Raw genomic sequence first — 17,044 nt, 5'->3', positions numbered from 1 at the left:
ATGCTCTTGAAGTGGTGGTCGAATGCCCTCGACCTCGCTCGGGGCGCCGCTGGCGGGTCGTCGCGCTGCCGGAGAGGCCGATCTGGCCTTGTCCTGCGCAAGCAGCGTCCGCGCAATCGTCGACTTTCCCGCGCCCGAGGGCGACGAGATCGACGAGCATCAGACCGCGGCGAGCGATCGGAACGGGCGAGGCTTTCGCCGGTTTCATGTCCTACTCCAAGATTCTGGACCTGTTCGCGGAACTGGTCGATGACGACTTTCAGTTCGATGCCGGCGGCAGTGACCGCCGAGGCATTCGACTTCGAACAGATGGTATTCGATTCGCGGTTAAATTCCTGTGCAAGGAAATCGAGCTTGCGGCCGACCGGGCCGCCGCGACCCAACAGATCCCGTGCGGCCGCGACATGCGCCTTCAGCCGGTCGATTTCTTCGCGCAGATCGGCCTTCGTCGCAAGCAGAGCCGCCTCTGCATGCAGCCTGTCGCGGTCGAGCGCGCCCGCTCCGTCCATCAGCAAGGCAACCTGCGCCTTGATGCGCGCGGAAATCTCCTGCGGCGTGCGCGACGGGTCGCGTTCGATCGCGTGCGTCAGGTCCTCGATCGTCGAGACGTGATTGAGCAGCACGCGAGACAGTGCAGCCCCCTCCTGTTCCCGCATGAGCTTGAGGTCAAAAAGTGCAGCCAGCAGGCCCTTCGTGACGTCCGCATCGCGGGCGGCGATTTCTTCTTCGCTGTCCTCCGTCTCGCGAAATTCGACGAGTCCGCGGATCGAAAGCAGCGTATCGAGGGTCAGAGGCGCCGGATCGATGACGCCTGCAAGCTGGTCACGCATTGCAAGCACATTGGCCAGAGCGTGCTGATTGAGAACCGTTTCGAAGCGGTTTTCGGCTGCCGAAACCGAAAGGTTGGCCTGCATGTTGCCACGGCTGAACTGTTCGCCCGTAATGCGGCGAACGTCTGTTCCCATGCGCTCGAGGCCCGGCGGCAGGCGAAGGCGCAGGTCGAGCCCCTTGCCGTTGACCGACCGCAGTTCCCAAGCCCAGCGCCAGCGGCCGCTCGTTCCCTCGCGCCGCGCAAAACCGGTCATGGACTGCAAAGCCATCCGAGCCTCCGAAATCAGTTCGTCTTCTTTTTCTTCTGTTGAGCCGCCGGCTTCGCCGCCTGAGCCTCCGGCTGGCCGTCAACCACGATATTCGGATCGGCGCCCTTGTCAGCTTCAAGCTTGCGCCAGCGCTTGACGTTGGCATTGTGCTCTTCGTAGCGTCGCCGCAAAAACGTGGCCGCCGGTGCCGTCGGCAACGGAACGAGAGGTCCGCCGTCTTCCAGGCATTGGCCGCCGCTTCCAGGGCATCACGGCCGGGATTTGCGATTGGCGTCGGCGGCAGGCCCTTGATCACGTAAGTGTTGTAAGGCGTTTCCTTCTTCAGGTCCGACAGGTAGATCGGCCGGTCGGCAGGCTTGCCGTCACCACCGAACAGGCCGTAGATGATCGTCGGATCGGACTGAAGCCGCATGCCTTTGGCGAGCCGGTTGAGGAAAACGGATGCGACATGCGCGCGCTCGTCGGGAATGCCAGTCTCCTTCTCGACGATCGAAGCAAGTACTACGAACTCTTCCTTGGATTTCAGCGAGACCGAAGGATCGCGTTTCTCCCAGATCTGGTCGACGAGCTTTTTCTGCTCTGCAGCCATCTGGTCGATGATCTCGGAGCGTTTCGTGCCGCGGGAGAACTTGTAGGTATCGGGACGCAGGCTGCCTTCGGGCGGCAGCGCCGTCGGCAGCTCGCCTTCGAGGACGGTATCCCCGCTCATGCGGTTGAACATCTGGCGCACCGTCAGGCCCTCCGGGAAGGAGATCGAATAGAGGATCGATTTACCGGACTTCAGCAGTTCCATGATGTCGTTCATGGAAGCCTTCGCCTTGATCTCGTATTCGCCGGCCTTCAGGCTCTCCCCCTCGTTGAGGTACGTCGCCGTGAGATAGCGGAAGATGCGGGCGTCGGAGACGATGTTGTTGCGCTCGAGATTGGTGGCGATTTCCGAAAGGCCCGCGCCGCTGCGCACGATGAAATTGGTGTTCGTCTCCAGCGGACCGGGGTCCTGGTAACTGGAGATCGCGTAGTAGAAGGCGAAGATGCCGGCGGCGCAGGCAAGCACGACCATCGTCATCAGGAAGTTCAGGAAGATGACGACCTGGCTGCGCGCCTTCTTCGAGCGCTTCGGCGGCTCCGGAACGCGTTCCGGGCGCAGCGCTTCATTGGGCGACTTCGGAATGATCGGCCCGTTCTGCGCCGGATGGCCGTTGTGGCCCGCCGCGTCGTTGCTCTGATTCGTATCGCTCACCGGCAATCCTCTAAACTTGGCCCTGTCCGCTGTTTTAAGAAGCAATACGGCAAAAAACAGGTAGGCCTCCCTCCCAAAAGGTACGGGCCCGTCCTCCGTCCTGTCAAAAACCGCCTTCAGGCAGTATAGCGGCGCAGCACCAGCGATGCATTCGTACCGCCGAATCCGAAGGAATTCGAGAGCGCGACATTGATTTCTCGCTGACGAGCCTTGTGCGGGACAAGATCGATCGCCGTTTCGCGCTCGGGATTATCGAGATTGAGCGTCGGCGGAGCGACATTGTCGCGGATCGCAAGCGTCGCGAAGATCGCCTCGATGGCACCGGCTGCGCCCAGCAGATGGCCGGTCGCCGACTTGGTCGAAGACATCGAAATCTTCGATGCCGCATTGCCGACCAGACGCTCGACGGCGCCAAGCTCGATCGTGTCGGCCATGGTCGACGTGCCATGCGCGTTGATATAATCGACATCTGCAGCCGTCAGTCCGGCGCGCTTCAGCGCCATGGCCATGCAGCGCTGCGCGCCGTCACCGTCTTCCGCCGGCGCAGTGATGTGGTAGGCGTCGCCCGAGAGGCCGTAGCCGACGATTTCGGCGTAGATCTTCGCGCCACGCGCCTTGGCATGTTCCAGCTCTTCGAGAACGATGATACCGGCACCTTCGCCCATGACGAAGCCGTCGCGGTCGCGATCGTAGGGACGCGACGCTTTCTCAGGATCGTCGTTGTGCTGCGTGGAAAGCGCCTTGCAGGCAGCAAAGCCCGCAAGCGAGATGCGGCTGACCGGCAATTCCGTACCGCCCGCGACCATGACATCGGCATCGCCGAGCGCGATCATACGGGCAGCATCGCCGATGGCGTGCGCGCCAGTCGAGCAGGCGGTAACGACCGAGTGGTTCGGCCCCCTAAGCTTGTGGCGGATCGAGACCTGGCCGGATACGAGGTTGATCAGGCGGCCGGGAATGAAGAAGGGCGAGATGCGGCGCGGGCCCTTATCGCGGAGCGTATAGCCCGCCTCGACGATACCCTCGATGCCGCCGATGCCGGAGCCGATCAGCACGCCGGTCGCGATCTGGTCGTCGTCGTTCTCAGGATGCCAGCCGGCGTCATTCAGCGCCATGTCGGCAGCGGCCATGCCGTAGATGATGAAGGGATCGACCTTGCGCTGTTCCTTCGGCTCCATCCAGTCATCCTGGTTGAAGGTGCCCTCTGTGCCATCACCAACCGGAATGCGACAGGCAATCTTGGCAGGGAGATCATCCACCTCGAATTCGGTGACAAGGCGGGCGCCGCTGCGGCCAGCGAGCAACCGCGACCACGTCACTTCAGTTCCGCATCCCAAGGGTGATACCATACCGGTACCGGTGATGACGACCCGTCTCATCGACAGCTTCCCCGCCTGTTCTTTCGCTAAAGCAATGCACAAACAAAAAGGGCGGACTCATGGCCCGCCCTTTGAAAATCGCACAGGATTAAGCCTGGGCCTTTTCAATGAACTTTACTGCGTCGCCGACCGTGAGGATCGAGTCTGCTGCGTCGTCCGGAATTTCTACGCCAAATTCTTCTTCGAAGGCCATGACCAGTTCGACCGTGTCGAGCAAGTCAGCACCCAGATCGTCGATAAAGCTGGCGCTTTCGACAACCTTCTCGGCATCGACGCCAAGATGATCAATAACAATTTTCTTTACGCGTTCTGCGATATCGCTCATGTCGGTTTCCTCGACCTTATATCCTGATGAGAATGCCTACCGGCATCCCTACCCTGGTTCAGCCTTCGGCGCCTTCTCGGCACTTTCAGCAAACTCGTTAGCCCGGCTCTCTAAGATGTTCCCCGCTGGCAAAACGCCCGCCGGTCCGCCTTGTTTCCCGGAACGACTGTGACAGTCATGGCCCGCTTAACACGGTTTATGTCTGCCGCAAAGCCTGAAAATCAACCCTGTTCCATTGCTCAACACGCTATTCCGCCGAAAAACGCAAACAGGACCAGTTTCTGTTTCAGATCATGGCCATGCCGCCGTTTACGTGCAGCGTCTGACCCGTCATATAGGCGGCTTCGGAGGAGGCGAGATAGGCAACGGCGGACGCCACTTCGCCACCCGTGCCCATGCGCTTCATCGGGATTGCGCCCATGATCGCTTCCTTCTGCTTGTCGTTCAGCTTGCCGGTCATGGCGGATTCGATGAAGCCCGGCGCGACGCAATTGACGGTCACGTTGCGGGTCGCGATCTCCTGGGCGAGCGACTTGGTGAAGCCGATCATGCCGGCCTTGGAGGCGCAGTAGTTCGCCTGACCCGGGTTGCCGGTGACACCGACCACCGAGGTGATGTTTATGATGCGGCCGTAGCGACGGCGCATCATCGGATGCGTCAGCTCGCGCGTCAGGCGGAACATCGCTGTCAGGTTGACCTCGATGACGTTATCCCAGTCCTCGTCGCTCATCCGCACGAAGAGGCCATCCTTGGTGATGCCTGCGTTGTTCACCAGAATATCGACGCCCTCGAGCTCGGCTTCGGCCTTGACGCCGAGTTCCTTGACCTCGTCACGGTCGGAGAGGTTCGCCGGGAATATCTTGACGCGGTCGCCAAGCTCGTTTGCCAGCGCTTCGAGCTTTTCGACGCGCGTGCCGTGAAGGCCGACGACGGCGCCCTGTTTGTGGAGAATGCGGGCGATTTCCTCGCCGATACCGCCGGATGCACCGGTGACGAGCGCCTTGCGGCCGGAAAGATCGAGCATGGATGCGTTCCTTATATCTGGTGAAACCAATCAGGCCATGAGGGCGGCGACGGCCACGTCGATATCGGCGGGCGTATTGACGGCAATGCCGTTCACCGTCTTGTCGATGCGGCGCGCAAGGCCGGTCAGCACCTTACCGGAGCCGAGTTCATAAAGCGTCGTGACATTGTTTGCGGCAAACCATTCCACCGTTTCGCGCCAGCGGACCTGGCCGGTGACCTGCTCGACGAGGAGCCTGGCAATCTCATCGGCGTCTGTCACCGGCGCGGCGCGAACGTTGGCGATCAGTGGCACGACCGGGTTGGACTTTGAAACGCCCGCGAGCGCTTCGCGCATCGCCTCGGCAGCCGGCGCCATCAGTGAGGAGTGAAAAGGAGCGGAAACCGGTAGAAGGATCGCACGCTTGGCGCCCTTCTCGGTTGCCAGTGCCGCGCCCTTTTCGACCGCGGCCTTTTCGCCGGAGATGACGATCTGGCCGCCGCCGTTATCGTTGGCGATCTGGCAGGCACCAGCGGCCGAAGCAGCTTCGCAAACGGCCACGACATCGGCATGTTCCAGCCCGATGATCGCCGCCATGGCACCAACGCCGACAGGAACGGCAGCCTGCATGGCGTTGCCACGAATACGCAGTAGACGCGCGGTTTCGGCGAGTGAGAAGGTGCCGGCGGCACAGAGTGCGGAATATTCGCCGAGCGAATGACCGGCAACGTAGGACACCTTCGGCTTGGGGTCGAGACCCTTCGCCTGAAGGACACGGACCACCGCAAGCGATACCGCCATCAGCGCCGGCTGGGCATTGGCCGTCAGCGTCAGCGTGTCTTCCGGCCCTTCGAACATGATTGTTGAAAGCTTTTCGCCGAGCGCATCGTCAACCTCTTCGAAGACGGAACGGGCCTCGGAAAAATTTTCCGCGAGTTCCTTGCCCATGCCCACGGCCTGGCTTCCCTGGCCGGGAAATGTGAAAGCGACGGTCATCTAATGTCCCTTATTATGTCAACTTGGACTATTTCGCCTCCAATTGACGTTCTTGCGGGCAGAGTCAATAGCGCTGCCAGGGTCTCTAGAGCCTTTGCAGGCGCGAAAAGCCGCGATTTTTTCCTTGCGCTTGGTCAATTCGCGCCTAAATTTGCGCCGCCCTCCCCGGCTACCTCCGCTCATCCGTTTTCAAGGTTCCAATGAAGTTTAATAGATTAGGCCGCACCGATATTTCCGTTTCGCAAATCTGCCTCGGCACCATGACGTGGGGCACGCAGAACACTGAAACCGAAGCGCACGAGCAGATGGATGACGCCGTCGAGAAAGGCGTCAACTTCTTCGATACCGCCGAGCTTTACCCGACAACTCCCGTTTCGGCGGAAACACAGGGGCGCACCGAGGACTATATCGGCAGCTGGTTCGCAACGACCGGCAAGCGCAACGACATCGTGCTGGCGACAAAGGTCGCGGGGCCCGGACGCTCCTATATCCGGGGCGGCGAAGGTGCCGACGCCAAGAATATCAAGCTTGCCGTCGAAGCGAGCCTCAAGCGGCTGCAGACCGATTACATCGATCTCTACCAAATCCATTGGCCGAGCCGTGGGCATTTCCACTTCCGGCAGAACTGGCATTACGACCCCTTCAAGCAGGATCGGGCAAAGGCGGTCGCCAACATCACCGATATCCTCGAGACGATGGATATGCTCGTGAAGGAAGGCAAGGTGCGCGCCGTCGGCCTGTCCAATGAAACTGCGTGGGGCACGCAGAAATACCTGACGCTCTCCGAGCAGAAGGGCCTTCCACGCGTCGCCAGCATCCAGAATGAATACAGCCTGCTCTACCGCCACTTCGACCTGGACATGGCGGAACTGTCGCATCACGAGGATGTCGGCCTGCTCGCCTATTCGCCGCTTGCGGCTGGCCTGCTCACCGGAAAATATCTCGATGGCGTCAGGCCAGAAGGATCGCGCGCTACGATCAACGGCGATCTCGGCGGCCGGTTGCAGCCGCTGCAGGAAGCGCCCACCAGGGCCTTTGTCGAGATTGCAGCGAGGCACGGGCTTGATCCGGCAGCCATGGCGCTTGCCTTCTGCCTCACCCGCCGCTTCATGACCTCCGTCATCATCGGCGCAACGACGATGGAGCAGCTGAAGATCGATCTGAGCGCCGTCGAGGTGAAACTCTCGAACGACGTCCTCTCCGAGATCGAAAAGGTCCACCGGCAGTATCCGATGCCGCTGTGACGAGCGCTACGGGACTTCGGATAAAGCAAGCCCGGAACATCTGTTTCCAGCGCTGCGGAGAATTAAAGTCTATACCCTGGTGAAGACTGCGCCCTTCCTTGAAGACCGCTTCCAGGTCGGTGCCTGTCGCATGCCTTTCGGCCACGCCCTTATAGAAAGCCGGGGCGGGTTCCCGCCTGGCCTGTCGGATCTCATCGCATTCGAAAGCGATCACGACTATATCGGCGATAGAACGGTTTTCACGGTGCGCAAGCCCGTGGACAAGATTATGGGCTTGGCGCTGCGAGCGAAAAGCCGAGGTTTAGCCGTGGACAACTCCTTTCTGACATATGCAGAATTTGCCCTCAAGATCACTGTAAACGGCAAGATGGCCCTGCTTAATTGTATCCGAACGCTTGCCTTTCGCCGAAAAATCCGTATAAGCGCCCCTGTTCGCAAACCCGGTCTTCTGGCTGGTGGCTGAACGGAGGGCCGGTTTCTTTGGAAATCGTTCGGAACGGAAGCGTTCCAGCCTCCCGTGTCTCCGCTCTCGACCGTCTCGGAAACGCTTTTCTTGCCTGGGTTCAGCCCAATCGGGAGCAGTCGTTGAGGCTTAGCCGCCGAATATCGGGTTGAACCAACGCAAGAAAGGCAAAGCTGTCATGGCTCTTTATGAACATGTATTCCTTGCCCGGCAGGATATTTCCGCTCAGCAGGTCGATGCCCTCGTAGAACAGTACAAGGGCGTGATCGAAGCTAACGGCGGCAAAGTCGGGCGCATCGAAAACTGGGGTCTTAAGTCCCTCACCTACCGCATCAAGAAGAACCGCAAGGCTCACTACGCCCTGATGGACATCGATGCACCGCCAGCTGCCGTCCAAGAAATGGAACGCCAGATGCGCATCAGCGAAGATGTTCTGCGTTACATGACGCTCGCGGTCGAAAAGCACGAAGAAGGCCCGTCTGCCATGATGCAGAAGCGCGACCGCGACGACCGCGGCCCGCGTGACGGCGCCCGTGGCCCGCGCGAAGGCGGTTTCGACCGTGGCCCGCGCCCGCCGCGTGAAGGTGGCTTCGGCGACCGTGAAGACCGTCCGCGCCGTCCGCGCGAAGACCGCGTATAAGGAGATTTGAGATATGTCTGAAGCTTCCTCCGCTCCGGTCCGCCGCCCGTTCCACCGCCGCCGCAAGACCTGCCCGTTCTCGGGCGCGAATGCTCCGCGGATCGACTACAAGGACGTCCGTCTTCTGCAGCGTTACATTTCCGAGCGCGGCAAGATCGTTCCGTCCCGCATCACGGCTGTTTCGCAGAAGAAGCAGCGCGAACTCGCCCAGGCGATCAAGCGCGCCCGCTTCCTCGGCCTGCTGCCGTACGTCGTAGCCTAATTTGCTATCGCGGCCCTCTGGTCCCAAACCAGAGGGTCGCATCCCTTCCGCGGTGGGCGCGGATCGGAACCCTGAAAACCCATGTTGAGGCGGGTTTTCCTGAACTTGATTCAGGATACTCCTCTAACTGCTTGATGAAGCAGGACAGCGACGTGACCAAAATGAACTTCAAGAGGCTGCTGACCGGCGCACTCGCCGGATTGACCGCCGCGCTCCTGGCGCTCGGCGCGAGCCTCCAGTTGTCGTTCAGCGCCCTGCTTTACGCCGCTTCCGCCCTGCCCATCCTTCTCGTGGGTCTCGGCTGGGGCAATGCCGCGGCAATCTCTGCCGTCGTCACCGCTGCCGCCTTCGGTGCTGTGGCCGGCTCTCCGGCTTTCGCGCTGATGATGACACTGGTGACGCTCATTCCCGCCGGCTGGATCAGCCACCTGGCAAACCTTGCCCGCCCCGCCGCCGAGCTCGGCGGCCCGGAACACCTGACGGCCTGGTATCCGCTCTCCGACATCCTGCTGCATCTCTGCGGCCTGGTGACGCTTGCCGTCATCGTGACCGGCTACATGATCGGCTATGGCCCGGAACTTATCGGCCAGATGGTCGATGCACTTTTCGGTTCCTTTGCGCAGCAGCAGCCGGATTTCACGTTCACTGACACGGCCACCGCTCAGACCAAGTCGCTGCTGCTCCTGATGCTGCCCGCCATTCAGGGCGCGATGTGGGTGCTGATGCTGTTTGCGGCCTACTATATCGCGGCACGCATCGTGAATGCGTCCGGCCGCGCGCTTCGCCCGCGCGAGGACATTCCGTCCGCGCTGCGCATGAACCGCAACGCGATCTTCGTCTTCCTCGCTGGTCTTGCCGCCACCTTCTTCGGCGGCGTTCCGGCGATGATCGGAGCAACTGTCGTCGGCACCTTTGGCGCCGGCTTCCTGCTTTCCGGCTTCGCCGCGCTGCATTTTCGCACGCGCGGCAAGGACTGGCGCCTGCCGGCGCTCGTCCTCTGCTACCTGGCATCGCTCGTACTGATGCTGCCAGCTTTTTTCATTCTTGTCGTCGGTCTGTCCGATACGCGCAAGGCGATTGCCCTGACCCCGAACAAGAATGCCGATGCCCCTCAATCCACAGACAAGAAAACCTAGAGACACGAAAGGAAAACGAAGATGGAAGTCATTCTTCTCGAACGCATCTCCAAGCTCGGCCAGATGGGCGAAACCGTCAAGGTTCGCGACGGCTTTGCACGCAACTATCTCCTGCCGCTCGGCAAGGCACTGCGCGCCAACGCCGCCAACAAGGCCCGTTTCGAATCCGAACGCGCAACGCTCGAAGCCCGCAACCTCGAGCGCAAGTCGGAGGCCCAGAAGGTCGCCGACGTGCTTAACGGCAAGTCCTTCATCGTCGTTCGCTCTGCCGGCGAAACCGGCCAGCTCTACGGCTCGGTTGCCGCCCGCGACGTCGTTGAAATCCTGGCCGCCGAAGGCTTCAACATCGGCCGCAACCAGGTTCACCTGAACACGCCGATCAAGGCGATCGGTATCCACAAGGTCGAACTGCAGCTTCACGCCGAAGTCGAAATCCACGTCAATCTCAACGTTGCCCGCTCCGCCGACGAAGCCGAGCGCCAGGCAAAGGGCGAGACGCTCACCTCCGTCGACGCGATCTACGGCGTTGATGAAGACGCCCTTCGTGCGGAAGACTTCTTCGATCCGGATGCCGACGGCAACGCCGAAGACGAAGCATAAGCTTCGCACGCTTCCTTCACAAAGCAGAAGCCCGGCTCCAGGCCGGGCTTCTTGCGTTTGTCAGTTGGCCGCGGTTCTCATTGCCCCCGAACTGCCAGCAGGTTTGCCTGCATGGCGCGGATGACGCTCAGCGTCGTCCTCAAGTCACTTTCGGAAATGCCGGCGACGACCCGGGCGCGCACGTCTGCGGCAAGATCCTCGACCTCGCCGGCGACGACCCTTCCCGCATCCGTCATGTAGATCTCCTTGGCGCGGCGATCGGAACCGGCGACACGGCGTTCCAGGAAGCCTTGCGCCTCCATTGCGTCCAGGATCCGGACCAGCGTCGGCGTTTCGAGTTCCAGCCGTTCGGCCAGTTCTCGCTGATTGATGCCGTCCTTCTTGTTGAGCGTAAAAAAGACTCGCGCGCGCGGCAGTGTCATGTTTCTCTCACGCACCAGGGAATCAAACGTCGCTCTCAATTTTCGGGTGAACGCAGCGATGTCCTCAATGAGTTCCCGCCTGAGAAGCATATTCCCCATAAATTCCCCATTATTTAGTTAGCGCACTAATTATATTTCCTCTGTCTAATCGAGTTCAGAGGTCTTTTCAAGTGCCACGCTCGAGGCATTCAGGCTAAAATATTATCGGTTGGAATAAGTCGCGGTCTTTATGCCGTGTCCTCAAGGTGACATCGGCAATATTTTCTCCCAGGCGGCCATCAGCGCTGTGGAGAAGTCGAACAATGTGCAAAGCGTTACGGATTTCACGACAGGCCCAAGGCTGTTGCTGAGCTGCACTTGCATTTGCCTTGGCGAGCCTTCACATCCGGGAACGGAAAAGACAGAACGGATCAAGATGAACGACGCCGCGCGAAAGATTGCCGCCGTTGCTCCAGCAGAGCAGCACTACCGCGAAGCACCTAACAACATCGAAGCCGAGCAGGCGCTTCTGGGTGCCATCCTAATGAACAACGACGCCTATTACCGGGTGTCCGACTTCCTGAAGCCGATCCATCTTTATGAACCGCTCCACCGCAAGATTTTCGAGGTCGCGGGCGACATCATCCGTATGGGCAAGATCGCCAATCCAGTGACGATCAAGACCTTCCTGAAGGCCGACGAGAAGGTCGGCGACATGACGGTCTCCGAATATCTCGCGCGCCTTGCCCGCGAAGCCGTGACAATCATCAACGCCGAGGACTACGGGCGGGCGATCTACGATCTGGCGCTGCGCCGGGCGCTGATTACTATTGGCGAGGACATGGTCAACATCGCCTATGACGCGCCGCTCGACATGCCGCCTCAGACGCAGATCGAAGATACCGAACGCCGCCTCTTCGAGCTTGCCGAAAACGGCCGCTATGACGGCGGCTTCCAGGCCTTCAACGACGCCGTGGCGCTGGCGATCGACATGGCGGCAGTCGCCAAGGAGCGCGACGGCGGCCTCTCGGGCATTTCGACCGGCATCCATTCGCTCGATTCGAAGATGGGCGGACTGCAGCGCTCCGACTTGATTATCCTTGCCGGACGCCCGGGCATGGGCAAGACCTCGCTTGCAACCAATATCGCCTACAATATCGCCGCCGCCTATGAGGGCGAAGTCCAATCCGACGGCAGCATGAAGGCGAAGAACGGTGGCGTCGTCGGCTTCTACTCGCTCGAAATGTCGTCGGAACAGCTCGCCACCCGCATCATCTCCGAGCAGACGGAAGTCTCCTCCTCGAAAATCCGCCGCGGCGACATCAACGACGCGGACTTCGAAAAACTCGTCGCCTGCTCGATGATGATGCAGAAGGTGCCGCTCTACATCGACCAGACCGGCGGCATCTCCATCGCCCAGCTTGCCGCCCGCGCCCGGCGGCTCAAGCGCCAGCGCGGCCTCGACGTGCTGGTCGTCGACTACGTGCAGCTGATGACCGGCTCGGGTAAGTCGAACGAGAACCGCGTCCAGGAAATCACCCAGATCACCACCGGCCTGAAAGCCCTCGGCAAGGAACTGAACGTTCCGATCATCGCGCTGTCACAGCTTTCGCGTCAGGTCGAAAGCCGCGACGACAAGCGCCCGCAGCTCTCCGACCTGCGTGAATCGGGCTCGATCGAGCAGGACGCCGACGTCGTGCTCTTCGTGTTCCGCGAGGAATATTACGTCAAGAACATGGAACCCCGCGATCCGGCCGATCCGAAATATGCGGAGTGGGAAGCGCTGTTCGACAAGGTGAAGGGTACGGCGGACGTCATCATCGCCAAGCAGCGTCACGGACCGACCGGCACAGTAAAGCTTGCCTTCCAGGCGGAGTTCACGCGCTTTGCCGACCTCGCCGACCCGTCCTTCATTCAGTACGAGGAACACTGAGCAGTTCCGATTTCTTGCTGCAGTGCGGCGGCGGACTTCCTATTGACCAAATTGACCTTTAGACTGGCCGGAGACTCAATCTCCGGCCATTTTTTTATGTGGATTCATGACTGAAATTTCCGCCGCCTCCGAAGTAGACAGGTTTGCTTGCGCCGGCATGCGGCTGACTGTCGACCTGACTGCGCTGACGGAAAACTGGCGGGACATGGCACGGCGCTCCAAAAGGGCGCGCGCATCCGCGGTCGTGAAGGCCGACGCCTATGGCATGGGCATCGAGGACGCTGGGGAAGCGCTCTACATCGCGGGTGCCCGCGACTTCTTCGTCGCAACGGTCGATGAAGGCGTGACGCTGCGCCTCTACGCGCCCGATGCGCGCATCTTCGTGCTCGCCGGCATCTGGCTAGGCACTGAACGACGCTTCTTTGAAAACGACCTCGTGCCGGTCATCTCCTCCGAGGAGCAGCTCGCCTTTTGGATGGCGGTGCTTTCGGAGTATGGCGATTACCCTTGCGCGCTGCATGTCGACACCGGCTTCAACCGGCTCGGCCTTCATATCGACGAAGCGCTTGCGCTGGCTAATGACGTCTCCCGCCCGGCCAGCTTCGCCCCGGTTCTGGTCATGAGCCATCTCGCCTGCGGCGACGATCCTTCATCGCAGATGAACAAGCAGCAGCTCGAATCATTCCGCAAGGTTAGCGCCGCATATGAAGGTATCGAATCAAGCCTCGCAGCATCCGGCGGCATCTTTCTCGGCGAGGATTATCATTTCGACCTGACGCGCCCCGGCATTGCCATCTACGGTGGCGAAGCGGTGAGCGGCGTGGCGAACCCCATGCGGCCGGTTGCGACCGCGGAGGCCCGCGTGATCCAGGTCCGCACCGTGCGCGCTGGCGAATCCGTGAGTTACGGCCGGGCGCTGAAGCTTGACCGCGATAGCCGCCTCGCCATCGTGTCCGCTGGTTATGCCGACGGCTACATGCGCAGCCAGTCGAGCGGCGGCGTCCCGCTTCGCCAAGTCGTGCCGCAGGGCGGCCAAGGCTTCTTTGAGGGCTACACCGTGCCGGTCGCCGGGCGCATCACCATGGACCTTTCCATCTTCGATGTGACCGACCTACCGGAAAACCTCATCCGTGCCGGCGATTACATCGAGCTCTTCGGCAGGAACATCCCCGTTGACGATGCGGCACGGGCGGCAGGCACGATCGGCTACGAGATGCTGGCAAGCGTCGGGTTGCGGTATGAGCGAAAATACGTCAGCGAAGAATGAGGTCCGGCTCAGCGGCTTGTCAGGGCCAGCCGCACGCCGAGGGCAACGAACAGCGCGCCAAGCCCGCGATCGAGCCAGAGGCCAATCCTCCTGTTGCGTTTGATCAGATCGGCAAGCCGCCCTCCGGCCAGGATCAGCGGCGGTTCTATGAAGGCGGCCACGACGATAATCAGTCCACCGTGCACGGAAAGCTGTAGCCAGGCAGGCCCGGCGCCTTCGACGACGAACTGCGGCAGGAAGGCGAGAAAGAAGATCGCAACCTTCGGGTTAAGCAGCGAAACGAGCACGCCCTGCCGGTAGATCCGTCCTGAGCCCAGCCTTTCCGCCTTGACGAAGCCGCCTTCGCCGCTCGACCGCAGGGCCTGGATGCCGAGCCAGACGAGATAGATCGCACCAATCCACTTCACTGCCGAGAAGGCAACGGCAGAGGCGGCAAGGACCGCCGAAAGGCCGAAGGCTGCGAGAAGCGCGTGCAGGCAGGCGCCGGTCCAGATGCCGAAGACAGCCGAAAAGCCGGCACGCGTGCCGCTCTTGATCGTATGGCCGAGGATAAAAGCCATATCCGGACCCGGCGACAGGTTCAGAAGCACGGCGGCGGTGAAGAAGGCGATCCAGTGGGCGAGCGAATAATCGAGCATTGGCGATCCGTCGGATGATCCTTCCATGCTGCCACTTGGGCGCCTGATGGGAAAATCATTAGTTTTGATCGGTCCCGCAGGCCATTATCTAGGGCAAATCTGAATTCGGGCGCGCCGGCGCTCATGGACGAAAGCACCATTGATGGCCAAGGCCAGGACACAATTCATCTGCCAGAGCTGCGGCACGATCCACAACCGCTGGGCGGGCAAATGTGAAAACTGCGGCGAGTGGAACACCATCGTCGAAGAAGATCCGATGGGCGGGATTGGCGGCGGACCGGCAAGGACGCCGAAGAAGGGCCGCCCGGTGACGCTGACGGCGCTTTCCGGCGAGATCGAAGAAGCGCCGCGCATCCATACCGGCATCTCGGAACTCGACCGGGCGCTCGGCGGCGGTTTCGTGCGCGGCTCGGCGGTGCTCGATCGGCGGCGATCCCGGCATTGGCAAGTCGACGCTGCTGATGCAGGCAGCGGCAGCGCTTTCGCGCCGCGGCCACAAGATCATCTACGTCTCGGGCGAAGAGGCCGTGGCGCAGGTGCGGCTGCGCGCCCAGCGCCTGCGCGCGGCCGATACCGACGTGATGCTTGCCGCAGAGACCAATGTCGAGGATATCCTCGCGACGCTCGCCGACGGCAAGCGGCCGGACCTCGTCATCATCGACTCGATCCAGACGCTCTGGAGCGAACTGGCGGAATCGGCGCCCGGAACGGTCACGCAGGTGCGCACCGGCGTGCAGTCGATGATCCGCTTCGCCAAGCAGACGGGAGCGGCCATGGTTCTCGTCGGCCACGTCACCAAGGACGGCCAGATCGCCGGTCCGCGGGTGGTGGAACACATGGTCGACGCCGTGCTCTACTTCGAAGGTGACCGCGGCCATCACTACCGCATCCTGCGCACCGTCAAGAACCGCTTCGGGCCGACCGACGAGATCGGCGTCTTCGAAATGTCCGACGGCGGCCTGCGTGAGGTCGGCAATCCATCTGAACTTTTTCTTGGCGAGCGCAATGAAAAGTCTCCGGGAGCGGCGGTCTTCGCCGGCATGGAAGGAACGCGCCCGATCCTCGTCGAAGTGCAGGCGCTGGTGGCGCCGACATCGCTCGGAACGCCGCGCCGCGCCGTGGTCGGCTGGGATTCCGCCAGACTTTCGATGATCCTTGCCGTGCTCGAGGCCCATTGCGGCGTTCGGCTCGGCCAGCATGACGTCTATTTGAATGTCGCCGGCGGCTATCGTATCAGCGAGCCGGCGGCTGATCTCGCCGTCGCATCCGCATTGGTTTCCTCGCTTGCCGGTATTGCTCTGCCGGCCGATTGCGTCTATTTCGGCGAAGTCAGCCTGTCGGGGGCCGTTCGTCCGGTTGCGCATACCGCCTCAGCGCCTCAAAGAAGCCGAGAAGCTGGGATTTTCCGCAGCGCTGCTTCCGTCAGCATCCGTCGAATTGCCGAAGGGTTCGGGCGGACGCTGGAGCGAGATCGACAGCCTGCCGGATCTGGTCGTGCGCATTGCCGGATCCGAAAGGTGCGCTACGACGTGTGGAAGACGAGGTTTGATCCTTTCATTGCCATAAACGGTGATGATATAGGATGCACACGAATGAGGCCCGACCGAACCGCATTACCCACGCGGCGGTCCTGGAGTTGAATTTATATGCCCATCACGATTTTCGACGGTATTGTCATCGGCGTCGTCCTATTCTCCGCCGTTCTGGCGATGGTCCGCGGCTTTTCGCGCGAGGTGCTGTCGATCGCAAGCTGGGGCGGCTCGGCTGCCGCTGCTTACTATCTCTATCCGTACCTCGCTGCCTTACGCGAAGAGGTACACCGATGATGACCGCATCGCGATCGTCGGCTCCGCCGCCGTCGTGTTCCTGATTGCGCTGATCGTCATCTCGTTCATCACCATGAAGATTGCCGATTTCATCATCGACAGCCGGATCGGCGCGCTCGACCGCACTTTCGGCTTCCTCTTCGGCGCGGCACGCGGCATACTGCTTCTCGTCGTGGCAGTGGCCTTCTGGAACTGGCTCGTCGATGCCGATCACCGGCCCGCTTGGGTGAACAACGCCAAGTCCAAGCCGTTCCTTGACTCGATGGTCGTAAAGCTGCAATCGGTCCTGCCTGAGGAATTCGCACAGATGGTGAAAGCCAGCGTGCTCGAGAAGGTTCAGCCGCCGGCCGAAGGCACGCAGGGCAGCAATGCACCGGCCGGCGAACAGGCCCCGGCGGATGATACAGCGCCTGCAGGTGGCGCAGCCCCGTCGGGCGGCGCGCAACCGCAGTCGAATTGACACAGTGTTCAACAGCTTGACCTGCCGCGTGGCAATTGCCATTTGAGCGGGACGTGACATAAGGGTCCGGCCGAGCATTTGCTCTGCCGGGCCCCCGCCGTTTAAAATGCCTGAATCCGGCATCATGCTAT

Annotated in this window: 13 protein-coding genes and 5 pseudogenes; 9 read left to right on the top strand and 9 right to left on the bottom strand. The window is 61.2% G+C overall.

All coding sequences use genetic code 11. The annotated features are described in order from the left end of the window. Nucleotides 1–218: 218 nt before the first annotated feature. The 6 genes and pseudogenes from ACW4PC_RS02060 to fabD form a co-directional block, all read right to left on the bottom strand. Nucleotides 219–1,100 (bottom strand): annotated as a pseudogene (locus ACW4PC_RS02060) (YicC/YloC family endoribonuclease); the annotation flags it as partial. A gap of 14 nt (nt 1,101–1,114) precedes the next feature. After that, a pseudogene (gene mltG / locus ACW4PC_RS02055) lies at nt 1,115–2,340 on the bottom strand (endolytic transglycosylase MltG). A gap of 116 nt (nt 2,341–2,456) precedes the next feature. Beyond that, on the bottom strand, nt 2,457–3,719 hold the full coding sequence (fabF, locus tag ACW4PC_RS02050) for a beta-ketoacyl-ACP synthase II (RefSeq protein WP_455872682.1): 1,263 nt from the start codon (nt 3,717–3,719) through the stop codon (nt 2,457–2,459). 88 nt (nt 3,720–3,807) lie between these two features. Further along, nucleotides 3,808–4,044, bottom strand: coding sequence for an acyl carrier protein (locus ACW4PC_RS02045; protein ID WP_455872681.1), 237 nt, complete (start codon nt 4,042–4,044; stop codon nt 3,808–3,810). 286 nt (nt 4,045–4,330) lie between these two features. Further along, nucleotides 4,331–5,068 (bottom strand): 3-oxoacyl-[acyl-carrier-protein] reductase, encoded by a 738-nt coding sequence (gene fabG, locus ACW4PC_RS02040; RefSeq protein ID WP_455872680.1) that lies wholly within the window; start codon nt 5,066–5,068, stop codon nt 4,331–4,333. Between the two features lie 30 nt (nt 5,069–5,098). Beyond that, nucleotides 5,099–6,043 (bottom strand): ACP S-malonyltransferase, encoded by a 945-nt coding sequence (fabD, locus tag ACW4PC_RS02035; protein ID WP_455872679.1) that lies wholly within the window; start codon nt 6,041–6,043, stop codon nt 5,099–5,101. Between the two features lie 200 nt (nt 6,044–6,243). On the opposite strand from fabD, the gene ACW4PC_RS02030 reads away from it, so the two are divergent. Continuing rightward, nucleotides 6,244–7,287 carry an aldo/keto reductase gene (locus ACW4PC_RS02030; RefSeq protein ID WP_455872678.1) on the top strand — a complete coding sequence of 348 codons (1,044 nt, stop codon included), beginning with the start codon at nt 6,244–6,246 and terminating at the stop codon, nt 7,285–7,287. A 67-nt stretch (nt 7,288–7,354) separates the two neighbouring features. Here the strand turns inward: ACW4PC_RS02030 and ACW4PC_RS02025 are convergent. Then, nucleotides 7,355–7,602 (bottom strand): annotated as a pseudogene (locus ACW4PC_RS02025) (plasmid stabilization protein); the annotation flags it as partial. Between the two features lie 326 nt (nt 7,603–7,928). On the opposite strand from ACW4PC_RS02025, the gene rpsF reads away from it, so the two are divergent. The 4 genes from rpsF (at nt 7,929) to rplI (ending at nt 10,388) form a co-directional block, all read left to right on the top strand. Next, nucleotides 7,929–8,390 (top strand): 30S ribosomal protein S6, encoded by a 462-nt coding sequence (gene rpsF / locus ACW4PC_RS02020; RefSeq protein WP_039844451.1) that lies wholly within the window; start codon nt 7,929–7,931, stop codon nt 8,388–8,390. A 13-nt stretch (nt 8,391–8,403) separates the two neighbouring features. Continuing rightward, nucleotides 8,404–8,652 (top strand): 30S ribosomal protein S18, encoded by a 249-nt coding sequence (gene rpsR / locus ACW4PC_RS02015; protein WP_004680498.1) that lies wholly within the window; start codon nt 8,404–8,406, stop codon nt 8,650–8,652. A gap of 161 nt (nt 8,653–8,813) precedes the next feature. Beyond that, on the top strand, nt 8,814–9,788 hold the full coding sequence (locus ACW4PC_RS02010; RefSeq protein WP_455872936.1) for a DUF2232 domain-containing protein: 975 nt from the start codon (nt 8,814–8,816) through the stop codon (nt 9,786–9,788). Between the two features lie 21 nt (nt 9,789–9,809). Then, complete coding sequence (rplI, locus tag ACW4PC_RS02005; protein WP_039844450.1) at nt 9,810–10,388, top strand: 50S ribosomal protein L9; 579 nt, start codon at nt 9,810–9,812, stop codon at nt 10,386–10,388. A gap of 77 nt (nt 10,389–10,465) precedes the next feature. Here rplI and ACW4PC_RS02000 read toward each other — a convergent pair whose 3' ends face one another. Next, entirely contained in the window at nt 10,466–10,909 is a 444-nt protein-coding gene (locus ACW4PC_RS02000) for a MarR family winged helix-turn-helix transcriptional regulator (RefSeq protein ID WP_455872677.1), read from the bottom strand. Nucleotides 10,910–11,225: 316 nt separating this feature from the next. Between ACW4PC_RS02000 and ACW4PC_RS01995 the strand changes: the two genes are divergently transcribed. Further along, nucleotides 11,226–12,722, top strand: coding sequence for a replicative DNA helicase (locus ACW4PC_RS01995; protein ID WP_074060728.1), 1,497 nt, complete (start codon nt 11,226–11,228; stop codon nt 12,720–12,722). Between the two features lie 106 nt (nt 12,723–12,828). Beyond that, nucleotides 12,829–13,989: an alanine racemase gene (gene alr / locus ACW4PC_RS01990; RefSeq protein ID WP_455872676.1), complete on the top strand. Its 1,161-nt coding sequence runs from the start codon at nt 12,829–12,831 to the stop codon at nt 13,987–13,989. An 8-nt stretch (nt 13,990–13,997) separates the two neighbouring features. On the opposite strand, the gene ACW4PC_RS01985 is transcribed toward alr, so the two are convergent. Continuing rightward, nucleotides 13,998–14,627, bottom strand: coding sequence for a LysE family translocator (locus ACW4PC_RS01985; protein ID WP_455872675.1), 630 nt, complete (start codon nt 14,625–14,627; stop codon nt 13,998–14,000). Between the two features lie 142 nt (nt 14,628–14,769). Here ACW4PC_RS01985 and radA point away from each other — a divergent pair. Next, nucleotides 14,770–16,193 (top strand): annotated as a pseudogene (radA, locus tag ACW4PC_RS01980) (DNA repair protein RadA). Between the two features lie 80 nt (nt 16,194–16,273). Then, nucleotides 16,274–16,913 (top strand): annotated as a pseudogene (locus ACW4PC_RS01975) (CvpA family protein). Nucleotides 16,914–17,044: the final 131 nt, after the last annotated feature.

The organism is Rhizobium yanglingense, assembly GCF_977109285.1.
The sequence above is the reverse complement of the archived record's forward strand: the minus strand, read 5'-3'. Positions and strand labels throughout refer to the sequence as shown.

What these genes read in the sequence shown, in the direction of transcription:
- ACW4PC_RS01995 (WP_074060728.1), top strand. Translation starts at nt 11,226, where the DNA reads ATGAACGACGCCGCGCGAAAGATTGCCGCCGTTGCTCCAGCAGAGCAG.
- rpsF (WP_039844451.1), top strand. Translation starts at nt 7,929, where the DNA reads ATGGCTCTTTATGAACATGTATTCCTTGCCCGGCAGGATATTTCCGCT.
- alr (WP_455872676.1), top strand. Translation starts at nt 12,829, where the DNA reads ATGACTGAAATTTCCGCCGCCTCCGAAGTAGACAGGTTTGCTTGCGCC.
- ACW4PC_RS01985 (WP_455872675.1), bottom strand. Translation starts at nt 14,627, where the DNA reads ATGCTCGATTATTCGCTCGCCCACTGGATCGCCTTCTTCACCGCCGCC.
- ACW4PC_RS02000 (WP_455872677.1), bottom strand. Translation starts at nt 10,909, where the DNA reads ATGGGGAATATGCTTCTCAGGCGGGAACTCATTGAGGACATCGCTGCG.
- ACW4PC_RS02010 (WP_455872936.1), top strand. Translation starts at nt 8,814, where the DNA reads ATGAACTTCAAGAGGCTGCTGACCGGCGCACTCGCCGGATTGACCGCC.
- rplI (WP_039844450.1), top strand. Translation starts at nt 9,810, where the DNA reads ATGGAAGTCATTCTTCTCGAACGCATCTCCAAGCTCGGCCAGATGGGC.
- fabG (WP_455872680.1), bottom strand. Translation starts at nt 5,068, where the DNA reads ATGCTCGATCTTTCCGGCCGCAAGGCGCTCGTCACCGGTGCATCCGGC.
- rpsR (WP_004680498.1), top strand. Translation starts at nt 8,404, where the DNA reads ATGTCTGAAGCTTCCTCCGCTCCGGTCCGCCGCCCGTTCCACCGCCGC.
- fabD (WP_455872679.1), bottom strand. Translation starts at nt 6,043, where the DNA reads ATGACCGTCGCTTTCACATTTCCCGGCCAGGGAAGCCAGGCCGTGGGC.
- ACW4PC_RS02030 (WP_455872678.1), top strand. Translation starts at nt 6,244, where the DNA reads ATGAAGTTTAATAGATTAGGCCGCACCGATATTTCCGTTTCGCAAATC.
- ACW4PC_RS02045 (WP_455872681.1), bottom strand. Translation starts at nt 4,044, where the DNA reads ATGAGCGATATCGCAGAACGCGTAAAGAAAATTGTTATTGATCATCTT.
- fabF (WP_455872682.1), bottom strand. Translation starts at nt 3,719, where the DNA reads ATGAGACGGGTCGTCATCACCGGTACCGGTATGGTATCACCCTTGGGA.